This is a genomic window from Rhodococcus sp. USK10 (assembly GCF_019378875.1).
In the GTDB taxonomy this organism is placed as follows: Bacteria; Actinomycetota; Actinomycetes; order Mycobacteriales; family Mycobacteriaceae; genus Rhodococcus_F; species Rhodococcus_F pseudokoreensis.
Map to the genome: position 1 here is coordinate 7,366,224 of NZ_CP076048.1, position 17,963 is coordinate 7,384,186.

Below are 17,963 nucleotides of genomic sequence, written 5' to 3' on the forward strand. Positions count from 1 at the left end.
GAACAACCTCGGGGGAGGCTGGTCGTGGGGGAAATGATGGCACCGGACCTGGACGAGCTGCGGGCGTTCACGACGCGGTTGCGGTGCGTCGGGCCGTGTGGTGATGCCGGGTTGGGGATCGAGTGGCTCGACGCGGTGGAGTCGTTGAAGTCGGTGGGATGTGCGGTGCAGGCGGTGGTGACCGATGATGTCGCCACCTGCATGCGGGAGGACCGCAAGGCCCGTCGGTTGCCGCGGGTGGAGTGGGACCGCGGTATCGCCTCGCAGATCGCGTTGGCGCGCAGGGAGTCCCCGAACCGTGGTGGTAGGCATCTGGGGTTCGCGCAGGCGGTGGTGCACGAGATGCCGCACACGTTGGCGTTGCTGCGGTCGGGTCGGTTGAACGAGTGGCGTGCCACCCTGTTGGTGCGGGAGACGGCGTGTTTGTCGGCGGCGGATCGTGCGGTGGTGGATCGGCGGTTGTGTTCGGACCCGGACGTTCTCGACGGGGTCGGTGACCGCGGGTTGGTCGCGAAGGCGAAGGCCCTCGCGGTGGAACTCGACGCCGCCGCGGTGGTGGCCCGGTACCGCAAGGCGGTGTCGGAGCGTCGGGTGACGACGCGGCCGGCGCCGGATTCGATGGCGTATCTGAGTGTGCTGCTGCCGATGGAACAGGCGGTGTGCCTGCAGGCGACGTTGGGGCGGGATGCGGACAGTCTCATCGCCACCGGGGACAGCGGCGGCCGGACCCGGAATCAGTTGATGGCGGATTTGGTGTTCGACCGCGGCACCGGGGCCGCGGTGGCCGATGGGGTTCCGGTGGCGGTGAATCTGGTGATCTCCGACGAGGCGTTGTTGGCGGGTGAGAACGAGGCGGCGGATGTGGCGGGGTTCGGTCCGGTGCCGGCGGGGATCGCGCGGCAGCTGGTCGCAAATGCCCTCGATGGTGATACCGCGGTGACCTTACGAAACGTGTACTCGTGTCCGTTGTCGGGGGCGTTGACGGCGATGGAGTCGCAGTCGCGGACGTTCCCGAAAGGCTTGCGGAAGTTGATCGACCTGCGGGACCGGACGTGCCGGACGCCGTGGTGTGATGCGCCGATCCGGCATCACGATCACATCCTGTCCCGCCGCAACAAGGGTGCCACCACGGCCCAGAACGGGGCGGGTTTGTGTGCGGGGTGCAATTACGCGAAGGAAGGCGACGGGTGGACCGCCCGCCCGGTGCGCAGGCACGGCCGCACCCACCTCTTCGACCTCGGCACCCCGACGGGGCACCACTACCGGTCCGCGGCCCCGCGGCTGCCGTCCGCGGCCCGACGGTCGGAGATCGAGGCGATCCTCATCGCACACCTCCGAGCGTCATGAGGAGGTCAGCAGTCGATGACGAGCCAGCCGCCGTGGTGCTCGAACACCTCGAACGGGCGTCCCGTCGATTCGCCGAGTTCGGTGAGCGACGGGGTGTCGAAGGTGCGGATGTGTCCGTGGCAGGCCGTTGCCTCGTCCTCGTAGGGGACGGCGACGACAACCCGTTCGCGCGCGACACGGAGGGCCTCGGATATCACTGCGGCCCCGATGTTTTCGTCGACGTGCTCGAGGAGGTGGATGGCGGTGACGGTGTCTGCGCTGTCGTCGGGGACCGGCACGTGCGCGGCGTCGCACACGAGGGTGCGCAGATCGAGTCCGAGTTCCGGTGCCACCGCGTCGAGGAGAGTCATGGTGCCGGGGAGGATGTCGGTTGCCGTGACGGACCGCCCGGCGCGGGCGAGTCGCAACGGGAGGAAGCCGAAGCACGACCCGAGGTCGAGGACGGAGCCGCGGACCAGTTGTTCCGCCTTCTCGTGGATCGGTGCGAAGTCGGCGGTGCCGTCGAGCAGTTCGCCGAGGGAGTTGCGGTAGTAGACGGTCCACGCCTCGAGCGCACCGTCGACGGTGGAGCGCACCAGCCCGACCATGGTCGATTCGAACTCGCCCTGACCGAAGTCGGCGTCCTCGATGGACGCGGTGACCGAGGCGACGAGTCTCTCGCTCAGGTCGTCGGGTGTCAGGGCATGCGCGACCCGCAACAGGTCGCCGTCGCGGGTGAGGGTGAGCGGCCCGTCCGCGACCCGCTCGACCGTGACGTGACCGTGTGACCACAGTCCGGGTTCGCACGGAGCGAGAGAGTCGAACGCGGGCGTGTCGAGGGTGGAAGTCATTCGAAGCAACCTTGCCGAGAGGTGATGGCGGGAGTGGGTCAGGTCCGGGTGTCGGGCTCGCCGAGGGAACTCAGCCCATCGTAGAGCGATTGCATTCCGCTGGCGAGTAGTTCGTTCAGTTCGAGCGAATCGTCGTCGAGCCACTGCTCGTACGCCGACATCGCAACGCCGAGTAGGAGATAGCCGACGGTCCGCGGAACGTGGTCGGTCGGTGAGGTTCCGAGCCGGCTCGCGACGTACTCGGCGATGACGTTGCGCCACCCTTCGTACATCACCACCGAATACGCCTGCAGCGCGGGCACGCGCAGGATCAGCCCCATGCGTTTGCGGTGGTTGACTTCCTCGCTCTCGGGAAACGCGTTGAACTGCAGGAGTGCTGCGGTGAGCCCGTCGACGATCGGGATGTCGCCGGGTTGCGCGGCGAGTTGGGCGCGCATTTCGGCGAGGTGGGCGTCGAAGTCGCCCCACGGGATCGCGTTCTTGGACGGGAAGTAGCGGAACAGGGTGCGGCGGGCGATGCCGGATGCCTCGGCGACTTCGTCGACGCTGGTGGCGTCGAACCCCTGTTCCGTGAACAACTCGATCCCGACGGTGCTGATCCGATCCTGCGTGGTGGACGGGCGTCGCCCTATCCGACTGGATGGTTTTCGCCGACTTCTCAACTTTCGTACCCTCCCGAGCTGTCATTCTGCACTCGATGCCATTACAGTGGTGAGGCGAGTCACAGGGATGGTCACCTATGACGGGGAACATCCCTCCGGCTCGCGCCGTATCACCGAACAGTAGGAGGAAATCATGTCGGATCGCGACAACAACGTGCTGGAAAACGACTTGGTCGAGGAATCCCTGGTGGAAGAGGTCTCGATCGACGGCATGTGCGGCGTGTACTGATCATGTCCGCTCCAGCATCTGCTTCAGTGACCGGCAACGCCGGTATCGATCTCGATGTGGGCTGGAAGCTTCATCCGCAGGTGGCGCTGCGTCCCGAACCTTTCGGGGCGCTGCTCTACCACTTCGGGACGCGCAAGCTGTCGTTCCTGAAGAACCGCACGATCGTCGCGGTGGTCGAATCGCTTCCCTCACACGCCGACGCCCGGTCCGCACTGCGGGCGCAGGGTATCGGGGACGACGCGGCCGCGCAGTACGCGCGAGCGCTCGGCACGTTGGCCGAGTCGCACATGATCGTCCCCGCCTGACCAGCTCTCTTCACCCCGTACCAGAGGACACAGCCCATGACCTCCATGCTCGAAAGGCCTTCCGCCCCGGTCGGCCGCCTCGTCGACCAGTTCGAACTCGGTCTCGACGCCCCGATCTGCCTGACCTGGGAGTTGACCTACGCGTGCAACCTGTCGTGTGTGCACTGCCTGTCCTCTTCGGGCCGGCGTGACCCGCGGGAGCTGAGCACCGAGCAGTGCAAGTCGATCATCGACGAACTGCAGCGCATGCAGGTGTTCTACGTGAACATCGGTGGCGGCGAGCCGACGGTTCGCTCGGACTTCTGGGAGCTGGTCGACTACGCGACCGCCCACCAGGTCGGGGTGAAGTTCTCCACGAACGGGGTGAAGATCGACAAGAAGGTCGCCGCCCGGCTCGCGGCCAGCGACTACGTCGACGTGCAGATCTCCCTCGACGGTGCGACGGCCGAGGTCAACGACGCCGTACGTGGTCCGGGTTCGTTCGCGATGGCGGTGCGGGCGCTCGAGAATCTGTCGGAGGCCGGGTTCAAGGACGCCAAGATCTCCGTGGTGGTCACCCGGCACAACGTGTCCCAGCTCGACGACTTCAAGGCGCTGGCCGACAAGTACGGCGCCACCCTGCGCATCACCCGGCTGCGACCGTCGGGGCGCGGCGCGGACGTGTGGGACGAACTGCATCCGACGCAGGCGCAGCAGCGCGAGCTGTACAACTGGCTGGTCGCCAACGGCGAGGGTGTGCTCACCGGCGACTCCTTCTTCCACCTGTCCGCCTACGGCGACGCGTTGCCCGGCCTGAACCTGTGCGGCGCCGGCCGGGTGGTGTGCCTGATCGACCCGATCGGCGACGTCTACGCCTGCCCGTTCGCGATCCACGACCAGTTCCTCGCCGGAAACATCGTGGCGGACGGCGGTTTCCAGCAGGTGTGGCAGACGTCGGAGCTCTTCCAGGAGCTGCGGTCCCCGCAGACCGGCGGTGCGTGCAGCAAGTGCAACCATTACGACTCCTGCCGCGGCGGGTGCATGGCCGCGAAGTTCTTCACCGGCCTGCCGATGGACGGCCCGGACCCCGAATGTGTGATCGGCAACGGCGAACTGGCGTTGGCTGCTGCGGGGGAGATCCCGAAATCCAGTGTCGACCACTCCCGCACAGGCCAGCGCCGGACTCCGCGGGCGCCGGTTCCGTTGACGCTGATGGTGCGTCCGCCGGCAAAGATTTGTGACGAGAACCCGCTTGCGGGCATGGACCAGACGTAACGACGTCTGCCGGGTACGAGAGGTATTTCCATGGGTAAGAATCCGTTCTTCGAGACGGTGGCAGAGGCTCAGCGACGCGCGAAGAAGCGTCTGCCGAAGTCGGTGTACGCGGCGCTGATCGCCGGTTCCGAGCGCGGCGTGACGGTCGACGACAACATCGCGGCGTTCGGCGAACTGGGGTTCGCCCCGCACGTGGTGGGGTTGTCCGACAAGCGTGAGCTGTCCACGACCGTGATGGGACAGTCGATTTCCCTGCCCGTCATCATCTCCCCGACCGGTGTGCAGGCGGTGCACCCGGACGGCGAGGTCGCGGTCGCGCGTGCGGCGGCGGCACGGGGAACGGCGATCGGTCTGAGCTCGTTCGCGAGCAAGTCGGTCGAGGAGGTCACGGCGGCCAATCCTCAGACGTTCTTCCAGATGTACTGGGTCGGCAGCCGGGAGGTGCTGATCCAGCGGATGGAACGCGCCCGCGCCGCGGGGGCGACCGGACTGATCATCACCACCGACTGGTCGTTCTCGTACGGGCGTGACTGGGGTAGCCCGGCCATCCCCGAGAAGATGGACCTGAAGGCGATGCTGCAGTTCGCGCCGGAGGGAATCACCCGGCCGAAGTGGTTGTACGAGTTCGCGAAGACCCGCAAGATCCCGGATCTGACCACCCCGAACCTGGCGCAGCCCGGTCAGGAACCGCCGACGTTCTTCGGTGCCTACGGCGAGTGGATGCAGACGCCGCTGCCGACGTGGGACGACATCGCATGGCTGCGTGAGCAGTGGGGCGGGCCGTTCATGCTCAAGGGCGTCATGCGGGTCGACGACGCCAAGCGGGCCGTCGACGCCGGTGTCACCGCGATCTCCGTGTCGAATCACGGTGGCAACAACCTCGACGGCACCCCGGCGCCGATCCGGGCGCTGCCCGCCATCGCGGAGGCCGTGGGCGATCAGGTCGAGGTGCTCCTCGACGGCGGTATCCGCCGCGGCAGCGACGTCGTGAAGGCCGTCGCGCTCGGTGCGCGCGCGGTGATGATCGGCCGCGCGTACCTGTGGGGCCTCTCGGCGAACGGTCAGGCCGGCGTCGAGAACGTCCTCGACGTCCTGCGCGGCGGTATCGATTCGGCACTGCTCGGGCTGGGCCACTCGAACATCCACGACCTCACCCCGTCCGACGTCGTGATGCCGCCCGGATTCGCCCGCGTACTCGGCGCCGAATCCTGAACCACGAACGGCGTAGATGTCTGCGCAACTGACAGACCCGATCACCCTGGCCGGACGCCACGCTCCGTCCAGGGTGCTTCTGGGTCCGCACCCCACCAATCTCGGTGCGGGTAGAGCACTGTCACCGCGTCACGTCGCGTACTACGAGCGCCGGGCGCGGGGCGGTGCGGGGATCGTCGTCACCGAGGTGGCGTCGGTCCATGCCTCCGACTGGCCGTACGAGCGGGCTCCGCTGGCGTCCGACTGCGTCGCCGGCTGGCGGGACGTGGTCGATGCCTGCCGCCCGCACGGCACATTGGTGCTGGCCGGGCTGGGACACACCGGACTGCAGGGGTCGAGCGCGTACTCACAGGCGGTGCTGTGGGGACCGTCGGGGATCGCCGACGTGATCTCCCGTGAGATGCCGATGCAGATGGAGCAGGCGGAGATCGACGGCCTCGTCGACGGCTTCCGGGCCGGGGCCGCTGCGGCCGCCGCGGCGGACGTGGACGGTGTCGAACTCGACGTCGGACCGAGAGCGCTGCTGCGACAGTTCCTTTCGAACCTCACCAATGTGCGCGACGACGCGTACGGTACCGACCCGCTCCGGCTCCTCCGCGAGGTCCTCACCGCCGTCCGCGCAGAGCTTGGCCCGGGCCGGATATTGTCCCTGCGCCTGAGCTGCGACGAGGAGACGTCCTGGGCCGGGATCACGCCGTCCATCGCCGCCGGTCACGCACGGGACCTGGCCGACGCACTCGATCTGCTCGTGGTGGTCCGGGGCGGGCCGCTGTCGCCCAACGCCTACCGCCCCGACTTCCACCGGCCGCCGGCGTTCGGCACCGAACTCTGCCGCGGCATCCGCACGGCCGTCGCCGGCGCGGTCCCGGTCGTTCTGCAGGGCAGCGTCGTCGATCCGGCCGATGCCCGGCGGGCGCTGGACGACGGTGTCGCCGACGTCGTCGAGATGACGCGTGCCCAGATCGCCGATCCCGATCTCGTCGTCAAGATCCGCCGCGGTGCGGTGCCGCGGCCGTGCGTCCTGTGCAACCAGACGTGCCAGGTGCTCGATCCCCGCAACCCGGTCGTCACGTGCGTCGGCAATCCGACGGCCGGGCACGAGACCGTCGATCCCGAAGAGACCCTCGACCCCACCGAGGACGCCGCCGTGGTCGCCGGCACGGCACTGGTGGTCGGTGGTGGTCCGGCCGGACTCGAGGCGGCGCGAGTGCTTGCGCTGCGAGGTCGCCGGGTCACCGTGGCGGAGGCTTCGACACGGCTCGGCGGGATGGTGCGGGACGCGGTCGGGGCGCCGCACCTCCGGGCGCTGACCGACTGGCTGGAGAACGAATGCCGCGGTCTCGGAGTCGAATTCCGTCTCGGCACCACGGTTTCCGAAGCCGAACTCGACGCCGCGGAACGAGACGGCGTGACGGTGATCCTCGCGACCGGCAGCACGCCCAGGCCGCTGCCGTTCCCCGTCGTGGGACGCGTCCGGTGTCTCGGCGCCGCGGATCTGCAGGACGGCGACGTGCCTGCGGAGGGGCCCCACGTCGTCTTCGACCCGGTCGGCGGACCCGTCGGCGTGGCGGTCGCCGAATGGCTCGCGGCGCGGGGACGCGACGTGAGCATCGTGACCCAGGATTCCGTGGCCGGCTCACGACTCGGCCTGACCGGCGACCTCGCCGACGCCAACACCCGCCTGCAACGGGCCGGGGTGACGCGTCACCTCGACAGCCGCATCGTGTCGATCGACGGCGACGGAATGCGGTTACGCAACCGGTACACCGCCGAGGAGTCGGTGGTGCCGTGCGCCGTGCTGATCGACTGTTCGCATCGTCTCCCCGAGGACACGCTCGGCGCGACCCGCCCGGACGCGGTGCGGGCCGGCGACTGCGTGGCCCCCCGCACACTGCTCGAGGCGGTCCGGGAGGGCCGCACCGAGGCGCTGGCCGCGACCGCACACCGGCGGTCCGAGTTCGATCACCATCCGTTCACCCTCGTCACCGAGAGATAGGACATTTCATGGGACAGTTCGACGACAAGGTCGCGTTCATCACCGGGGCTGCCCGTGGGCAGGGGCGGACGCACGCGGTGCGGTTGGCGCGCGAAGGTGCGTCGATCATCGCCGTCGACATCTGCGGACCGGTGTCCGAGTACAACACCTATGAGCCGGCGACGGCGGACGACCTCGCCGAGACGGTGCGACTCGTCGAATCCGAGGGCGGCAAGATCCTCGCCGAGCAGGCGGACGTGCGTGACAGCGCGCAACTGAAAGCTGTCGTCGACAGGGGAGTCGAACAGTTCGGCCGTCTCGACATCGTGATCGCGAACGCCGGGATCTGCAATTGGAACCGCTTCTGGGAGATGCCCGACGAGCAGTGGGAGACGCTGATCGACGTCAACCTCACCGGAGCGTGGAAGACGCTGAAGGCTGCGGTCCCGGCGCTGATCGAGGGTGGGCGCGGGGGGTCGATCATCGTGATCAGTTCCGTCGCCGGGATCAAACCGCTCCCGGGGCAGGCCAATTACGCCGCCTCCAAGTTCGGGCTCGTGGGACTCACCCAGACCGCGGCCAAGGAATTGGGCGAGTACGACATCCGCGTCAACTCCATTCACCCGTACGGGGTGAAGACCCCGATGGGCACCGATCCGGGCAGCCTGGTGATTCTCGAGAAGCACCCGCACTACCTGTCGAGCTTCGGCACCATCCTCACCGAACACCCGCTCGCCGACACCGACGACATCACCGACGCGGTGGTGTGGCTGGCCGGTGACGGGTCGCGGCGGGTCACGGGCAGCCAGGTCGCCGTCGACATGGGCAACACCAAGGTGTGAGCACCTCCGCGTACCGCCACCTGTTCACCCGATTGCGCCTGGGACCGCTGACCCTGCGCAATCGGGTGGTCTTCTCGGCGCACCTCACGGGGTACGCCGTCGACGGTCTCCCCACCGCCCAGCACGCCGCCTACTACGCGGCGCGCGCGAAGGGCGGTGCGGGCCTGATCATCTCCGAAGAGCACGCCACCCACCCGGGTGACTGGCCGTACGAGAAGGTGATCGCCGGTTACCGGCCGGAGGTCGTCCCGGGATACCGGCGGATCACCGACGCGGTCCACGCACACGGAGTCCCGATCCTCGCCCAGGTCAACCACAACGGCGGCCAGGGGTCGAGCATGTATTCGCGGCGACCGCTGTGGGCGCCGAGCGCCGTCCCCGACCCACTGTTCCGCGAAGTCCCCAAGGCGGTCGATCAGCGGGAGATCCGGGCCCTCGCCGACGGGTACGCGCGCGTCGCCGAGCACTGTGTCCGAGGCGGATTCGACGGCATCGAACTCCAGTGCTCGCACTCGTCGCTGGTGCGCAGTTTCCTCGCCCCCGCCACGAATCGGCGCACGGACCGCTACGGCGGGTCGCTGGCCAACCGGGCCCGGTTCCTCCTCGAGGTCGTCGAGGCCGTACGCACGGTGATCGGCCCGGACCGCGCACTCGGGGTGAGGCTCGCGGGGGAGGACCTGTTCGACGGCGGGGTACACCTCGACGAGGCGGTGGAGGTGGCCGCTCTGCTGGAGGCGGACGGTCGGGTCGACTACCTCAACACGTCCATCGGCATGGCCACCGAGACGCTGCACATGATCGAGGCGTCGATGGCCGTCCCTCGCGGGTATGCGCTGTTCGTCCCCAATGCGATCCGGCAGCGGGTCGGACTTCCGGTGGTCGGTGTCGGACGGTTCTCGGATCCGCATCAGGCCGACCGGGCTCTGGACGAGGGGCACTGCGACCTGATCGGGGTGGTGCGCGGCCAGATCGCGGACCCGGACTTCGCGGCGAAGGCGCTGGCCGGCGAAGAGGACACCATCCGATCGTGCCTGGCGTGCAATCAGGAATGCATCGGACGCATGGGTCTCGGCCGGTGGCTCGGCTGCGTCGTCAACCCGCGTGCGGGCAGGGAATCGGTCCTGCTGCCCGAACCTGCCGTCCGCGGCAGGCGGGTCGTGGTGGTCGGCGGCGGACCTGCCGGGCTGAAGGCCGCCGCCACCGCCGCGCAGCGGGGGCACCGGGTAACGCTGTTCGAACGCAACACCGTCCTCGGCGGTCAGGTGCGGACGGCCGCCGTCGTCCCTGGGCGCCGCGAGTTCCTCGACCTCGTTCTCGACCTGGAAGCGGAATGCGTTCGGCGCGGTGTGGACGTGCGGACCGGCACCGACGCGACCGCCGAGGCGCTCGCGCAGGGACGACCCGACGTGGTGGTGCTCGCCACCGGGGCGCGTCCGCGCCGTCCGCGCTGGGCGGGTGCGTCGGGCCGGGTGGTGGATGTGCGGGACGTGCTGGAGGGTCGCGCGCATCCGTCCGGGTCGGTGCTGGTGGTCGACGAACTGGGATTCCATCAGGGCACGTCCGTCGCGGAGTTCGTTGCCGATGCCGGGTGTGCCGTCACGATCTGCACGCCGGGGATGATCGTCGGCCAGGATCTCGGGATCACGCTGGACCTCGAGGGATGGAACCGGCGGGCGCACGGCAAGGGCATCACCCAGGTGACGGACGTGGTGCCGACCGGGTGCGACGACGACGGTGGAGGCCGGATCGCGGTCACGCTGCTGCACCACCCGACCGGTGCGTCCCGTCGGCTCACCGTCGACTGGGTGGTGTCGTCCGCGCATCAGCAACCGGAGGACGGGCTCTGGAAACAGCTGGCCGACAGCGGAATCGAGGTGCATCGCGTCGGCGACGCCCTGGCTCCGCGCCGCGCGCACTCCGCCGTCATCGAGGGGGGGCGGGTCGCGCTCGCGCTCTGACGCAGGCGGTCACGGCCGGGGTCGAATCCGCGGTCGCCTAGCATCGGGGGATGCCCCATTCCGGACACCTCGACGACGCGGTGTGGCCCGACCTCGTGTCCCACGTGTCGACGGTCGTGGTCCCAGTCGGCTCCCTCGAGCAGCACGGACCGCATCTGCCGCTCGACACCGACACCACCATCGCCGACGCCGTGTCCCGCGCGCTGCCGCACGTGCTCGTCGCACCCCCGATCGCATACGGCGCCAGCGGCGAGCACGAGGGGTTTCCCGGGACCGTCTCGCTGGGGTCGGAGGCGCTCGAGACGGTTTTGGTGGAGTACGGCAGGTCCGCGTGCCGGTGGGCGGACCGCGTGCTGTTCGTCAACGGGCACGGAGGGAACGGGCCCGCATTGGTCAAGGCTGTCGCCTTGCTTCGATACGAGGCCCGCGACGTGGCCTGGGTGCCGTGCGCGGTCCCCGGCGCCGACGCCCATGCCGGGCGTACGGAAACGTCCCTGTTGCTACACCTTTCACCTGGTCGGGTGAGGTTGTCCAGGGCCGAGCCCGGTAATACGGAACCTGTCGCGAGGTTGATGCCAAGACTGCGCGAAGGCGGTATGGTCGCCGTGTCGGCCAATGGGGTGCTCGGTGACCCGACGGGCGCAACGGCCGCGGAGGGGGCGCAGATCTTCGGCGTGCTCGTCCACACAGTCACCAAGGCACTGGCCCGGTGGGAACCGGGCCCCGATGGACGGCTCCGGTGCGAACCGGGCGCCGATGGGAGGCTCCAATGACCCGCACGGGCGCCCTCGAGTTGCCGAGGGCGGATTTTCGGCACATCCTTGCGGCTGATTTCCGGCATGCCCTGCCGGCGCTGTCCGATCCGCATACGATCGACTGATGCGCCAAGCTCGACTTCCCGACGGATTCGGGATCCGAATCGACCCCAAGGTACGCGCATATTCCGGAGGCCGAGTGCTCATCGGCGGTTCGCCGACCCGGATGCTGAAGCTCGCGCCCACGGCGGCGGCCATGATCGGAGACGGCTACCTCGAGGTCGTCGATCCGCAGTCCGCCGTCGTCGCACGCCGCCTCCTCGACTCGGGGGTCGCCAACCCGCGCCCCATGAGCACGCCGTCGCCGCAGGACGTCACCGTCGTCATTCCGGTGAAGAACAACGCGTCCGGGCTGCACCGGGTGCTGGCCGCGCTCCGCGGACTCGAGGTGGTCGTCGTCGACGACGGCTCCGATGTCCCCATCGTCGCCCCCGCAATGCAGAACGGGTGCGGTGGCAACGTCACCGTGCTGCGTCACGAGACGGCCAAGGGACCTGCCGCGGCCCGCAACACCGGCCTGCGTTACGCCGCAACTCCGTTCGTGGCGTTCCTCGACTCCGACGTCCTGCCGCGCACCGGGTGGATCGAGGTCATGCTCGGCCACTTCAGTGACCCGGCGGTCGCGCTGGTCGCCCCGAGGATCGTGGCGCTCGAACCCGAGGCGAGCACGCTCGCGCGGTACGAGCACGCTCGCTCCTCCCTGGACCTCGGACGGAAGGAGTCCGCCGTCCAGTCCGGCGGCCCGGTGTCGTACGTCCCGAGCGCCGCGATGATCGCCCGGCGTGAGGTGCTCGACGAGTTCGGCGGTTTCGACGAGTCCATGCACGTGGCGGAGGACGTCGACCTGTGCTGGCGACTGCAGGAGTCCGGCTGGCGCCTGCGGTACGAGCCCGTGGCCCACGTCGCGCACGATCATCGCGTGACGTTCGGAAAGTGGTTCGGCCGCAAGCTGTTCTACGGCACCGGTGCGGCGCCGCTGGCGGCGAGGCATTCGGGCATGGTCCCGCCGCTGTCGATGTCGCCGTGGACGTTCTTCGCGTGCATCGCCGCGGCCACCTGCACCCGGCTGGGTCTGCTCGGCGCCGTCGCCACGCTCGCGATGATGCTGGTGCGCCTGCGCCGCATGTTCACGGGACTCGACCAGCCGACCCGCATCGCCGCCATCCTCGCCGCCCAGGGCTTCGCCGGTGGCGCCTGGCAGCTGGCGTCCGCGATGTGCCGCCATTACTGGCCCGTCACGCTGCTGGCGGTGTCGTTCTCGAAACGGATTCGCCGGATCGCGCTCGCGATCGCCGTCGCCGAGGGGGTCGCCGACTGGGTCACCCACCGGGAGCCCGGCGGGCTGGGACCGGTGCGGCACACGGTGTTCAAGCGGATCGACGACGTCGCGTACGGCGCCGGGCTCTGGAAGGGCGCCGCCGCCGCCCGCGACTTCGACGCATTGAAGCCCCGGTTGAAGTCGTAGTGGCCGATCCGATTCGCGCCGCCGACGTCGTGGTCGTCGGCGGCGGTTCGAGTGGATGCGTGGTGGCCGCGCGGCTCAGCGAGGATCCCGGACGATCGGTTCTCCTCCTCGAGTCCGGCCCCGGTTACCGGTCGGCCCTCGACTGTCCCGTCCTCGACTACCGGTCGCTGCCGGTCGGCCCGGGCAGTGCATTCGCGCAGACGTACGGCGTGGAGTTGGCGCCGAGCGTGCCCTCGGCCATGGTGCGCGGCCGTGTCCTCGGCGGGTCGGGCGCCGTCAACGGCGCCTACTTCGTCCGCGGGACGGAAGCGGACTTCCGGCACTGGCCCGCGTCGTGGTCGTACGGGAACGTGCTGCCCACGTTCCGGGCACTCGAGCGTGACGCCGACTTCGACGATCCCCGGCACGGCACCACCGGCCCGATGCCCGTGCGCAGGCAGCCCGCGGAGCAGTTGAGCGAGATCAGCGCGGCGTTCCGCGCCGCGGCGCTCGGCGCGGGACATCCCGAGGAACCCGACAAGAACGGAACCGGCACCGGCGGGATCGGCCCGGTGCCGCTCAACGTCGACGGCGGCCGGCGGGTCAGCACCGCTCTCGCGTATCTGCTGCCGGCGTCGGAGCGGCCCAACCTGACGATCGAGGCGAACTCCGACGTCGTGCGAATTCTGTTCTCCGGTCACGAGACGGTGGGGGTCGAGGTCGAGTCGGGCGGCACCCGTCGCACGGTCCGCACCGGCCGGGTCGTACTGGCAGCGGGACCCGTCGAAACCCCGGTACTGCTGATGCTTTCGGGAATCGGTCCGGCAGAACATCTGAGGGACAACGGCATCGACGTCGTCCTCGACGTGCCCGGTGTCGGCACCGGTTTCAGCGATCACCCCGAAGTCGCTCTGCCGTACCGTGTCCGGGACACGCTCCGTCGCAGTGACACGAGTCCGGTCGTCGAAACGGTGCTGAACATCGACGACCTCGAGATCCGTCCGTACACGGCGCCGTTCGACGTGCTCGTCCCCGGATCCGGGCAACCCGACCCGGTCCTCGGGATCGGGCTCATGGTGACGGAGAGCCGGGGCGACATCCGGCTCACGTCGGGACACCGCCGGGACCGTCCCCGGATCGAGTACCGGTACGCGCAATCGGCCGCCGACCGCCGGGCGCTGCGAGAGGGCCAGGCCATCGCACTGGACCTGCTGCGCTCGCGGGAACTCGGCCCGCTGGTCCGGCCGCTGTCCGAGGAGGTGTCCGACCGCTCGGTGCTCGCGTACCTGGGGACGTCGCTGCACCTGTGCGGCAGTTGCCGGATGGGCGGACGCGCAGACGCGGGCGCGGTGGTGGACGAGCGGTGCAACGTCCGCGGCATGGAGGGTCTGACCATCGCGGACACCTCGGTGTTCCCGGTGGTCCCGAGCCGGGGGCCGCACGCCACCGCGGTCATGGTCGCCGAGCGGGTCAGTACCTTCCTCAGGGAGTGACGGAGGGCGGAACCCGGCGCCGTGTGACCCGGGTTACAGTAGGCAGAGACGCCGTGGAGGAGTTCGATGCAAAGTCAACCGCCCACAGGGGGCAATCCGTGGGTCGCCGTGCGCCCGGGAGACGACGTCGCAATGCTGGCGCGCAGGGTGTCGTCGGCGCATCAGTTGTTCGTCGATCGTCGCGTCCCCGCAGGCCGGGACCAGGCTGGTGACGGAAATTCGGTGCGTTCGGTCATCCTCGATTCGTGGATGCGCAGTACGAGCAAGGGCGTGAGCCCGGACGGGTCCGCCCGCGCGGTCGATCTGGCGGCCGCGGATCTCGCCGCGTACCGGGCGTCGCACCCGATGTCGATCATCCGGCCGGTGGTCCGCAAACTCCTCGTCGAGGACGCCGCCGACACCGGACTGCTCGTCGCCATCACGGACGAGAAGGGCCAGTTGCTGTGGGTCGAGGGTGATTCGTCCGCCAAGGACCGCGCACTGGAGATGAACTTCGTCGAGGGCGCCGACTGGAGTGAGGACACTGTCGGCACCAACGCCCCGGGCACCGCGCTGGCGCTCGACCACTGCGTGCAGATCTTCGGCGCCGAGCACTTCAGCCGGTCGGTGCACGACTGGAGTTGTTCGGCGGCGCCCGTCCACGACCCGGCGACGGGGCTGATCGTCGGCGCCATCGACATCACCGGCGGCCCGCGGGTGGCGGTACCCGAGGTGCTGTCGCTGATCCGGGCCACCGTCGCGGCCGCCGAGGCGGAACTGCGCCTGCACCTGCTGCGCTCACCGCAGCCGCTGGTCGAGACGGTGCTGCGGTTGGAGGTGCTGGGGTCGGGACGACCGACTCTGGTGCGCGGTGCCGAACGTATCCCGCTCTCGCAGCGGCATGCAGAGATCCTGCTGCTCCTGGCGGAGCACCCCGAGGGCCTGAGCTCCGACCGGCTCGCGGTGCTGCTCGACGAGAACGAACTCGACGCCGTCACCATTCGCGCCGAGATGTCGCGCCTGCGCAAGGTTTTCGGTCCGGCGAACCTCGGTTCTCGGCCGTACCGGCTGCTCACCGAATTGACGTCGGACGTCCGGCAGGTGCGCGGGGCGCTGGACCGCGGTGAGCTGGCCGCCGCCCTCGACGTCTACTCGGGTCCGGTCCTACCCGGATCGGAGGCCCCCGGCGTCGAGGACCTGCGCGGCGAACTGCGGGCCCGCGTCCAGGCGGCGTTGCTGCGGGAGGGCGATCAGCGGTTGCTCGCCAAGTGGACCACGTCCGTCCACGGCCGTGAGGACGTCGCCGCGTGGGAGGCGTACCTCGCGGGCCTCGATCCGCGTTCCCCGTTGTATTCCCAGGTCAAGTCGCGGATCGATCTGTTCGATCAGCAGTACGCAACGTAGTTGCAACGGTACGGTCCCTAGTGTTGTGAGTCACACCGAGAAAGTTCCACCGAGTTTCACGACACCAGGGAGTTATCGATGACCGTGTATGCCCGCCCGGGTTCGCCCGACGCCGTCATGTCCTTCCAATCGCGTTACGACAACTGGATCGGCGGCCAGTGGGTTGCGCCCGTCAAGGGCCAGTACTTCGAGAATCCGACCCCCGTCACCGGGCAGCCGTTCTGTGAGGTCGCGCGGTCGACGTCCGAGGACATCGAACTCGCTCTCGACGCCGCCCACGCCGCGGCTCCGGCCTGGGGCAAGACGTCGGTGGCCGAGCGCGCCATCATCCTGAACAAGATCGCGGACCGCATCGAGGAGAACCTCGAGTCCATCGCGCTCGCCGAGTCCTGGGACAACGGCAAGCCGATCCGCGAGACCCTGAACGCCGACATTCCGTTGGCCATCGACCACTTCCGCTACTTCGCCGGCGCGATCCGCGCGCAGGAAGGCGCCCTGTCGGAGATCGACTCCGACACCGTCGCCTACCACTTCCACGAGCCGCTCGGCGTCGTCGGCCAGATCATCCCGTGGAACTTCCCGATCCTGATGGCCGTGTGGAAGCTCGCTCCCGCGCTCGCCGCAGGCAACGCGGTCGTTCTCAAGCCCGCCGAGCAGACCCCGGCGTCGATCCTGCACCTGATCTCCGTCATCGGCGACCTGCTGCCCGCCGGTGTGGTGAACATCGTCAACGGCTTCGGTGTCGAGGCAGGCAAGCCGCTGGCCTCGAGCCCGCGGATCCGGAAGATCGCGTTCACCGGTGAGACCACCACCGGCCGGCTCATTATGCAGTACGCGTCGCAGAACCTGATCCCCGTCACCCTCGAACTCGGTGGCAAGAGCCCCAACATCTTCTTCTCCGACGTCCTGTCGTCCAACGACGACTACCAGGACAAGGCGCTCGAGGGCTTCACGATGTTCGCCCTCAACCAGGGTGAGGTGTGCACCTGCCCGTCGCGTTCGCTGATCCAGGAGGACATCTTCGACGAGTTCCTCGCGATGGCCGCCATCCGCACCAAGGCCGTCCGCCAGGGCGACCCGCTCGACACCGACACGATGATCGGCGCGCAGGCGTCGAACGATCAGCTTGAGAAGATCCTGTCGTACATCGAGATCGGCAAGGGCGAGGGCGCCAAGGTGATCACCGGTGGTGAGCGCGCCGAACTCGGCGGCGACCTGTCCGGCGGCTACTACGTGCAGCCGACCATCTTCACCGGTCAGAACAAGATGCGGATCTTCCAGGAGGAGATCTTCGGTCCCGTCGTGTCCGTCACGTCGTTCAAGGACTACGACCAGGCCATCGAGATCGCCAACGACACGCTGTACGGCCTCGGCGCCGGCGTGTGGTCCCGCGACGGTGGCGTCGCCTACCGGGCGGGCCGCGACATCCAGGCCGGCCGTGTGTGGACCAACACGTACCACCAGTACCCCGCGCACGCCGCGTTCGGTGGCTACAAGCAGTCGGGCATCGGCCGCGAGAACCACCTGATGATGCTCGAGCACTACCAGCAGACGAAGAACCTGCTGGTCAGCTACGCCCAGAAGGCTCAGGGCTTCTTCTGATGGACGCAGCCCGGGCGCCTCAGCGCCTGAAGGCAACCGCCGGGGCGGTGGAGCTTCTCCGCCGCCTCGGCGGTACCCACGGGGCGCTGATGATGCATCAGTCCGGCGGATGCTGCGACGGGTCCGCGCCGATGTGTTACCCCGACGGCGAATTCATCGTCGGCGACCGCGACGTGCTGCTCGGTGTCCTCGACCTGCGTCTCGGGGTGGGGGAGACCCCGTCCACCCGGCCCGAGGGTGCCGATGCCGTGCCCGTGTGGATCTCCGGTTCGCAGTTCGATGCGTGGAAGCACACCCAGCTGGTGCTCGACGTGGTGCCCGGTCGTGGATCGGGCTTCAGCCTCGAAAGCCCGGAAGGCATGCGCTTCCTCAGCCGTGCGCGTGCCTTCACCCCGGAGGAGAACACCAGCCTCGCCGCGGAGGACGTCATCGTGGGCGAGCGGTGGGAGCAGGGCTGGAGGCCCGCACCGTCACCTGAACCGCAAGTGGTCGCCGAAGCCGTCGACGCATGTCCCGTGCCCGCTCGCCGCCCGGGCCCCTAGCGCCCGAAGTTCACTGCGACCGCGGTTTTTACGTCGTGGTCACGTTTTGCTGACACGACGTGTACACAGC

The 17,963-nt window shown here is 69.0% G+C and carries 16 protein-coding genes; 14 read left to right on the plus strand and 2 right to left on the minus strand.

Features of this window, described 5'->3' with window-relative positions; genetic code table 11:
- Positions 1 to 24 precede the first annotated feature (24 nt).
- On the plus strand, positions 25 to 1,347 hold the full coding sequence (locus I1A62_RS40645; RefSeq protein WP_219457882.1) for an HNH endonuclease signature motif containing protein: 1,323 nt from the start codon (positions 25 to 27) through the stop codon (positions 1,345 to 1,347).
- 5 nt (positions 1,348 to 1,352) lie between these two features.
- Here the strand turns inward: I1A62_RS40645 and mftM are convergent, their stop codons facing one another.
- Together mftM and mftR are read right to left on the minus strand one after the other, a co-directional pair.
- Positions 1,353 to 2,177: a mycofactocin oligosaccharide methyltransferase MftM gene (mftM, locus tag I1A62_RS40650; protein ID WP_219457884.1), complete on the minus strand. Its 825-nt coding sequence runs from the start codon at positions 2,175 to 2,177 to the stop codon at positions 1,353 to 1,355.
- Positions 2,178 to 2,215: 38 nt separating this feature from the next.
- Entirely contained in the window at positions 2,216 to 2,839 is a 624-nt protein-coding gene (gene mftR / locus I1A62_RS40655) for a mycofactocin system transcriptional regulator (RefSeq protein WP_124395506.1), read from the minus strand.
- Positions 2,840 to 2,972: 133 nt separating this feature from the next.
- Between mftR and mftA the strand changes: the two genes are divergently transcribed.
- From mftA to I1A62_RS40720, 13 genes are all read left to right on the plus strand, one after another.
- On the plus strand, positions 2,973 to 3,068 hold the full coding sequence (gene mftA / locus I1A62_RS40660) for a mycofactocin precursor MftA (RefSeq protein ID WP_005573048.1): 96 nt from the start codon (positions 2,973 to 2,975) through the stop codon (positions 3,066 to 3,068).
- 2 nt (positions 3,069 to 3,070) lie between these two features.
- Positions 3,071 to 3,373, plus strand: coding sequence for a mycofactocin biosynthesis chaperone MftB (mftB, locus tag I1A62_RS40665; protein ID WP_167372162.1), 303 nt, complete (start codon positions 3,071 to 3,073; stop codon positions 3,371 to 3,373).
- 36 nt (positions 3,374 to 3,409) lie between these two features.
- Complete coding sequence (gene mftC / locus I1A62_RS40670; RefSeq protein WP_087558512.1) at positions 3,410 to 4,627, plus strand: mycofactocin radical SAM maturase; 1,218 nt, start codon at positions 3,410 to 3,412, stop codon at positions 4,625 to 4,627.
- Between the two features lie 30 nt (positions 4,628 to 4,657).
- On the plus strand, positions 4,658 to 5,839 hold the full coding sequence (gene mftD / locus I1A62_RS40675) for a pre-mycofactocin synthase MftD (RefSeq protein WP_206005550.1): 1,182 nt from the start codon (positions 4,658 to 4,660) through the stop codon (positions 5,837 to 5,839).
- 16 nt (positions 5,840 to 5,855) lie between these two features.
- Positions 5,856 to 7,835: a mycofactocin system FadH/OYE family oxidoreductase 1 gene (locus tag I1A62_RS40680; RefSeq protein ID WP_124395508.1), complete on the plus strand. Its 1,980-nt coding sequence runs from the start codon at positions 5,856 to 5,858 to the stop codon at positions 7,833 to 7,835.
- Between the two features lie 8 nt (positions 7,836 to 7,843).
- On the plus strand, positions 7,844 to 8,656 hold the full coding sequence (locus I1A62_RS40685; RefSeq protein ID WP_124395509.1) for a mycofactocin-coupled SDR family oxidoreductase: 813 nt from the start codon (positions 7,844 to 7,846) through the stop codon (positions 8,654 to 8,656).
- Positions 8,653 to 10,614, plus strand: coding sequence for a mycofactocin system FadH/OYE family oxidoreductase 2 (locus I1A62_RS40690; protein WP_124395510.1), 1,962 nt, complete (start codon positions 8,653 to 8,655; stop codon positions 10,612 to 10,614). Before I1A62_RS40685 ends, I1A62_RS40690 begins: the two co-directional genes overlap by 4 nt.
- A gap of 50 nt (positions 10,615 to 10,664) precedes the next feature.
- Positions 10,665 to 11,387, plus strand: a complete 723-nt coding sequence (mftE, locus tag I1A62_RS40695; RefSeq protein WP_124395511.1) for a mycofactocin biosynthesis peptidyl-dipeptidase MftE — start codon at positions 10,665 to 10,667, stop codon at positions 11,385 to 11,387.
- Between the two features lie 106 nt (positions 11,388 to 11,493).
- Complete coding sequence (mftF, locus tag I1A62_RS40700; protein ID WP_124395512.1) at positions 11,494 to 12,894, plus strand: mycofactocin biosynthesis glycosyltransferase MftF; 1,401 nt, start codon at positions 11,494 to 11,496, stop codon at positions 12,892 to 12,894.
- Positions 12,894 to 14,366 (plus strand): mycofactocin system GMC family oxidoreductase MftG, encoded by a 1,473-nt coding sequence (gene mftG / locus I1A62_RS40705; protein ID WP_124395513.1) that lies wholly within the window; start codon positions 12,894 to 12,896, stop codon positions 14,364 to 14,366. Before mftF ends, mftG begins: the two co-directional genes overlap by 1 nt.
- Positions 14,367 to 14,432: 66 nt before the next feature.
- Positions 14,433 to 15,749, plus strand: coding sequence for a helix-turn-helix domain-containing protein (locus I1A62_RS40710; protein WP_124395514.1), 1,317 nt, complete (start codon positions 14,433 to 14,435; stop codon positions 15,747 to 15,749).
- A 78-nt stretch (positions 15,750 to 15,827) separates the two neighbouring features.
- Positions 15,828 to 17,351 carry an aldehyde dehydrogenase gene (gene adh, locus I1A62_RS40715; protein ID WP_015889872.1) on the plus strand — a complete coding sequence of 508 codons (1,524 nt, stop codon included), beginning with the start codon at positions 15,828 to 15,830 and terminating at the stop codon, positions 17,349 to 17,351.
- Positions 17,351 to 17,893 carry a DUF779 domain-containing protein gene (locus tag I1A62_RS40720; protein WP_124395515.1) on the plus strand — a complete coding sequence of 181 codons (543 nt, stop codon included), beginning with the start codon at positions 17,351 to 17,353 and terminating at the stop codon, positions 17,891 to 17,893. The genes adh and I1A62_RS40720 overlap by 1 nt, the downstream gene beginning before the upstream one ends.
- Positions 17,894 to 17,963: the final 70 nt, after the last annotated feature.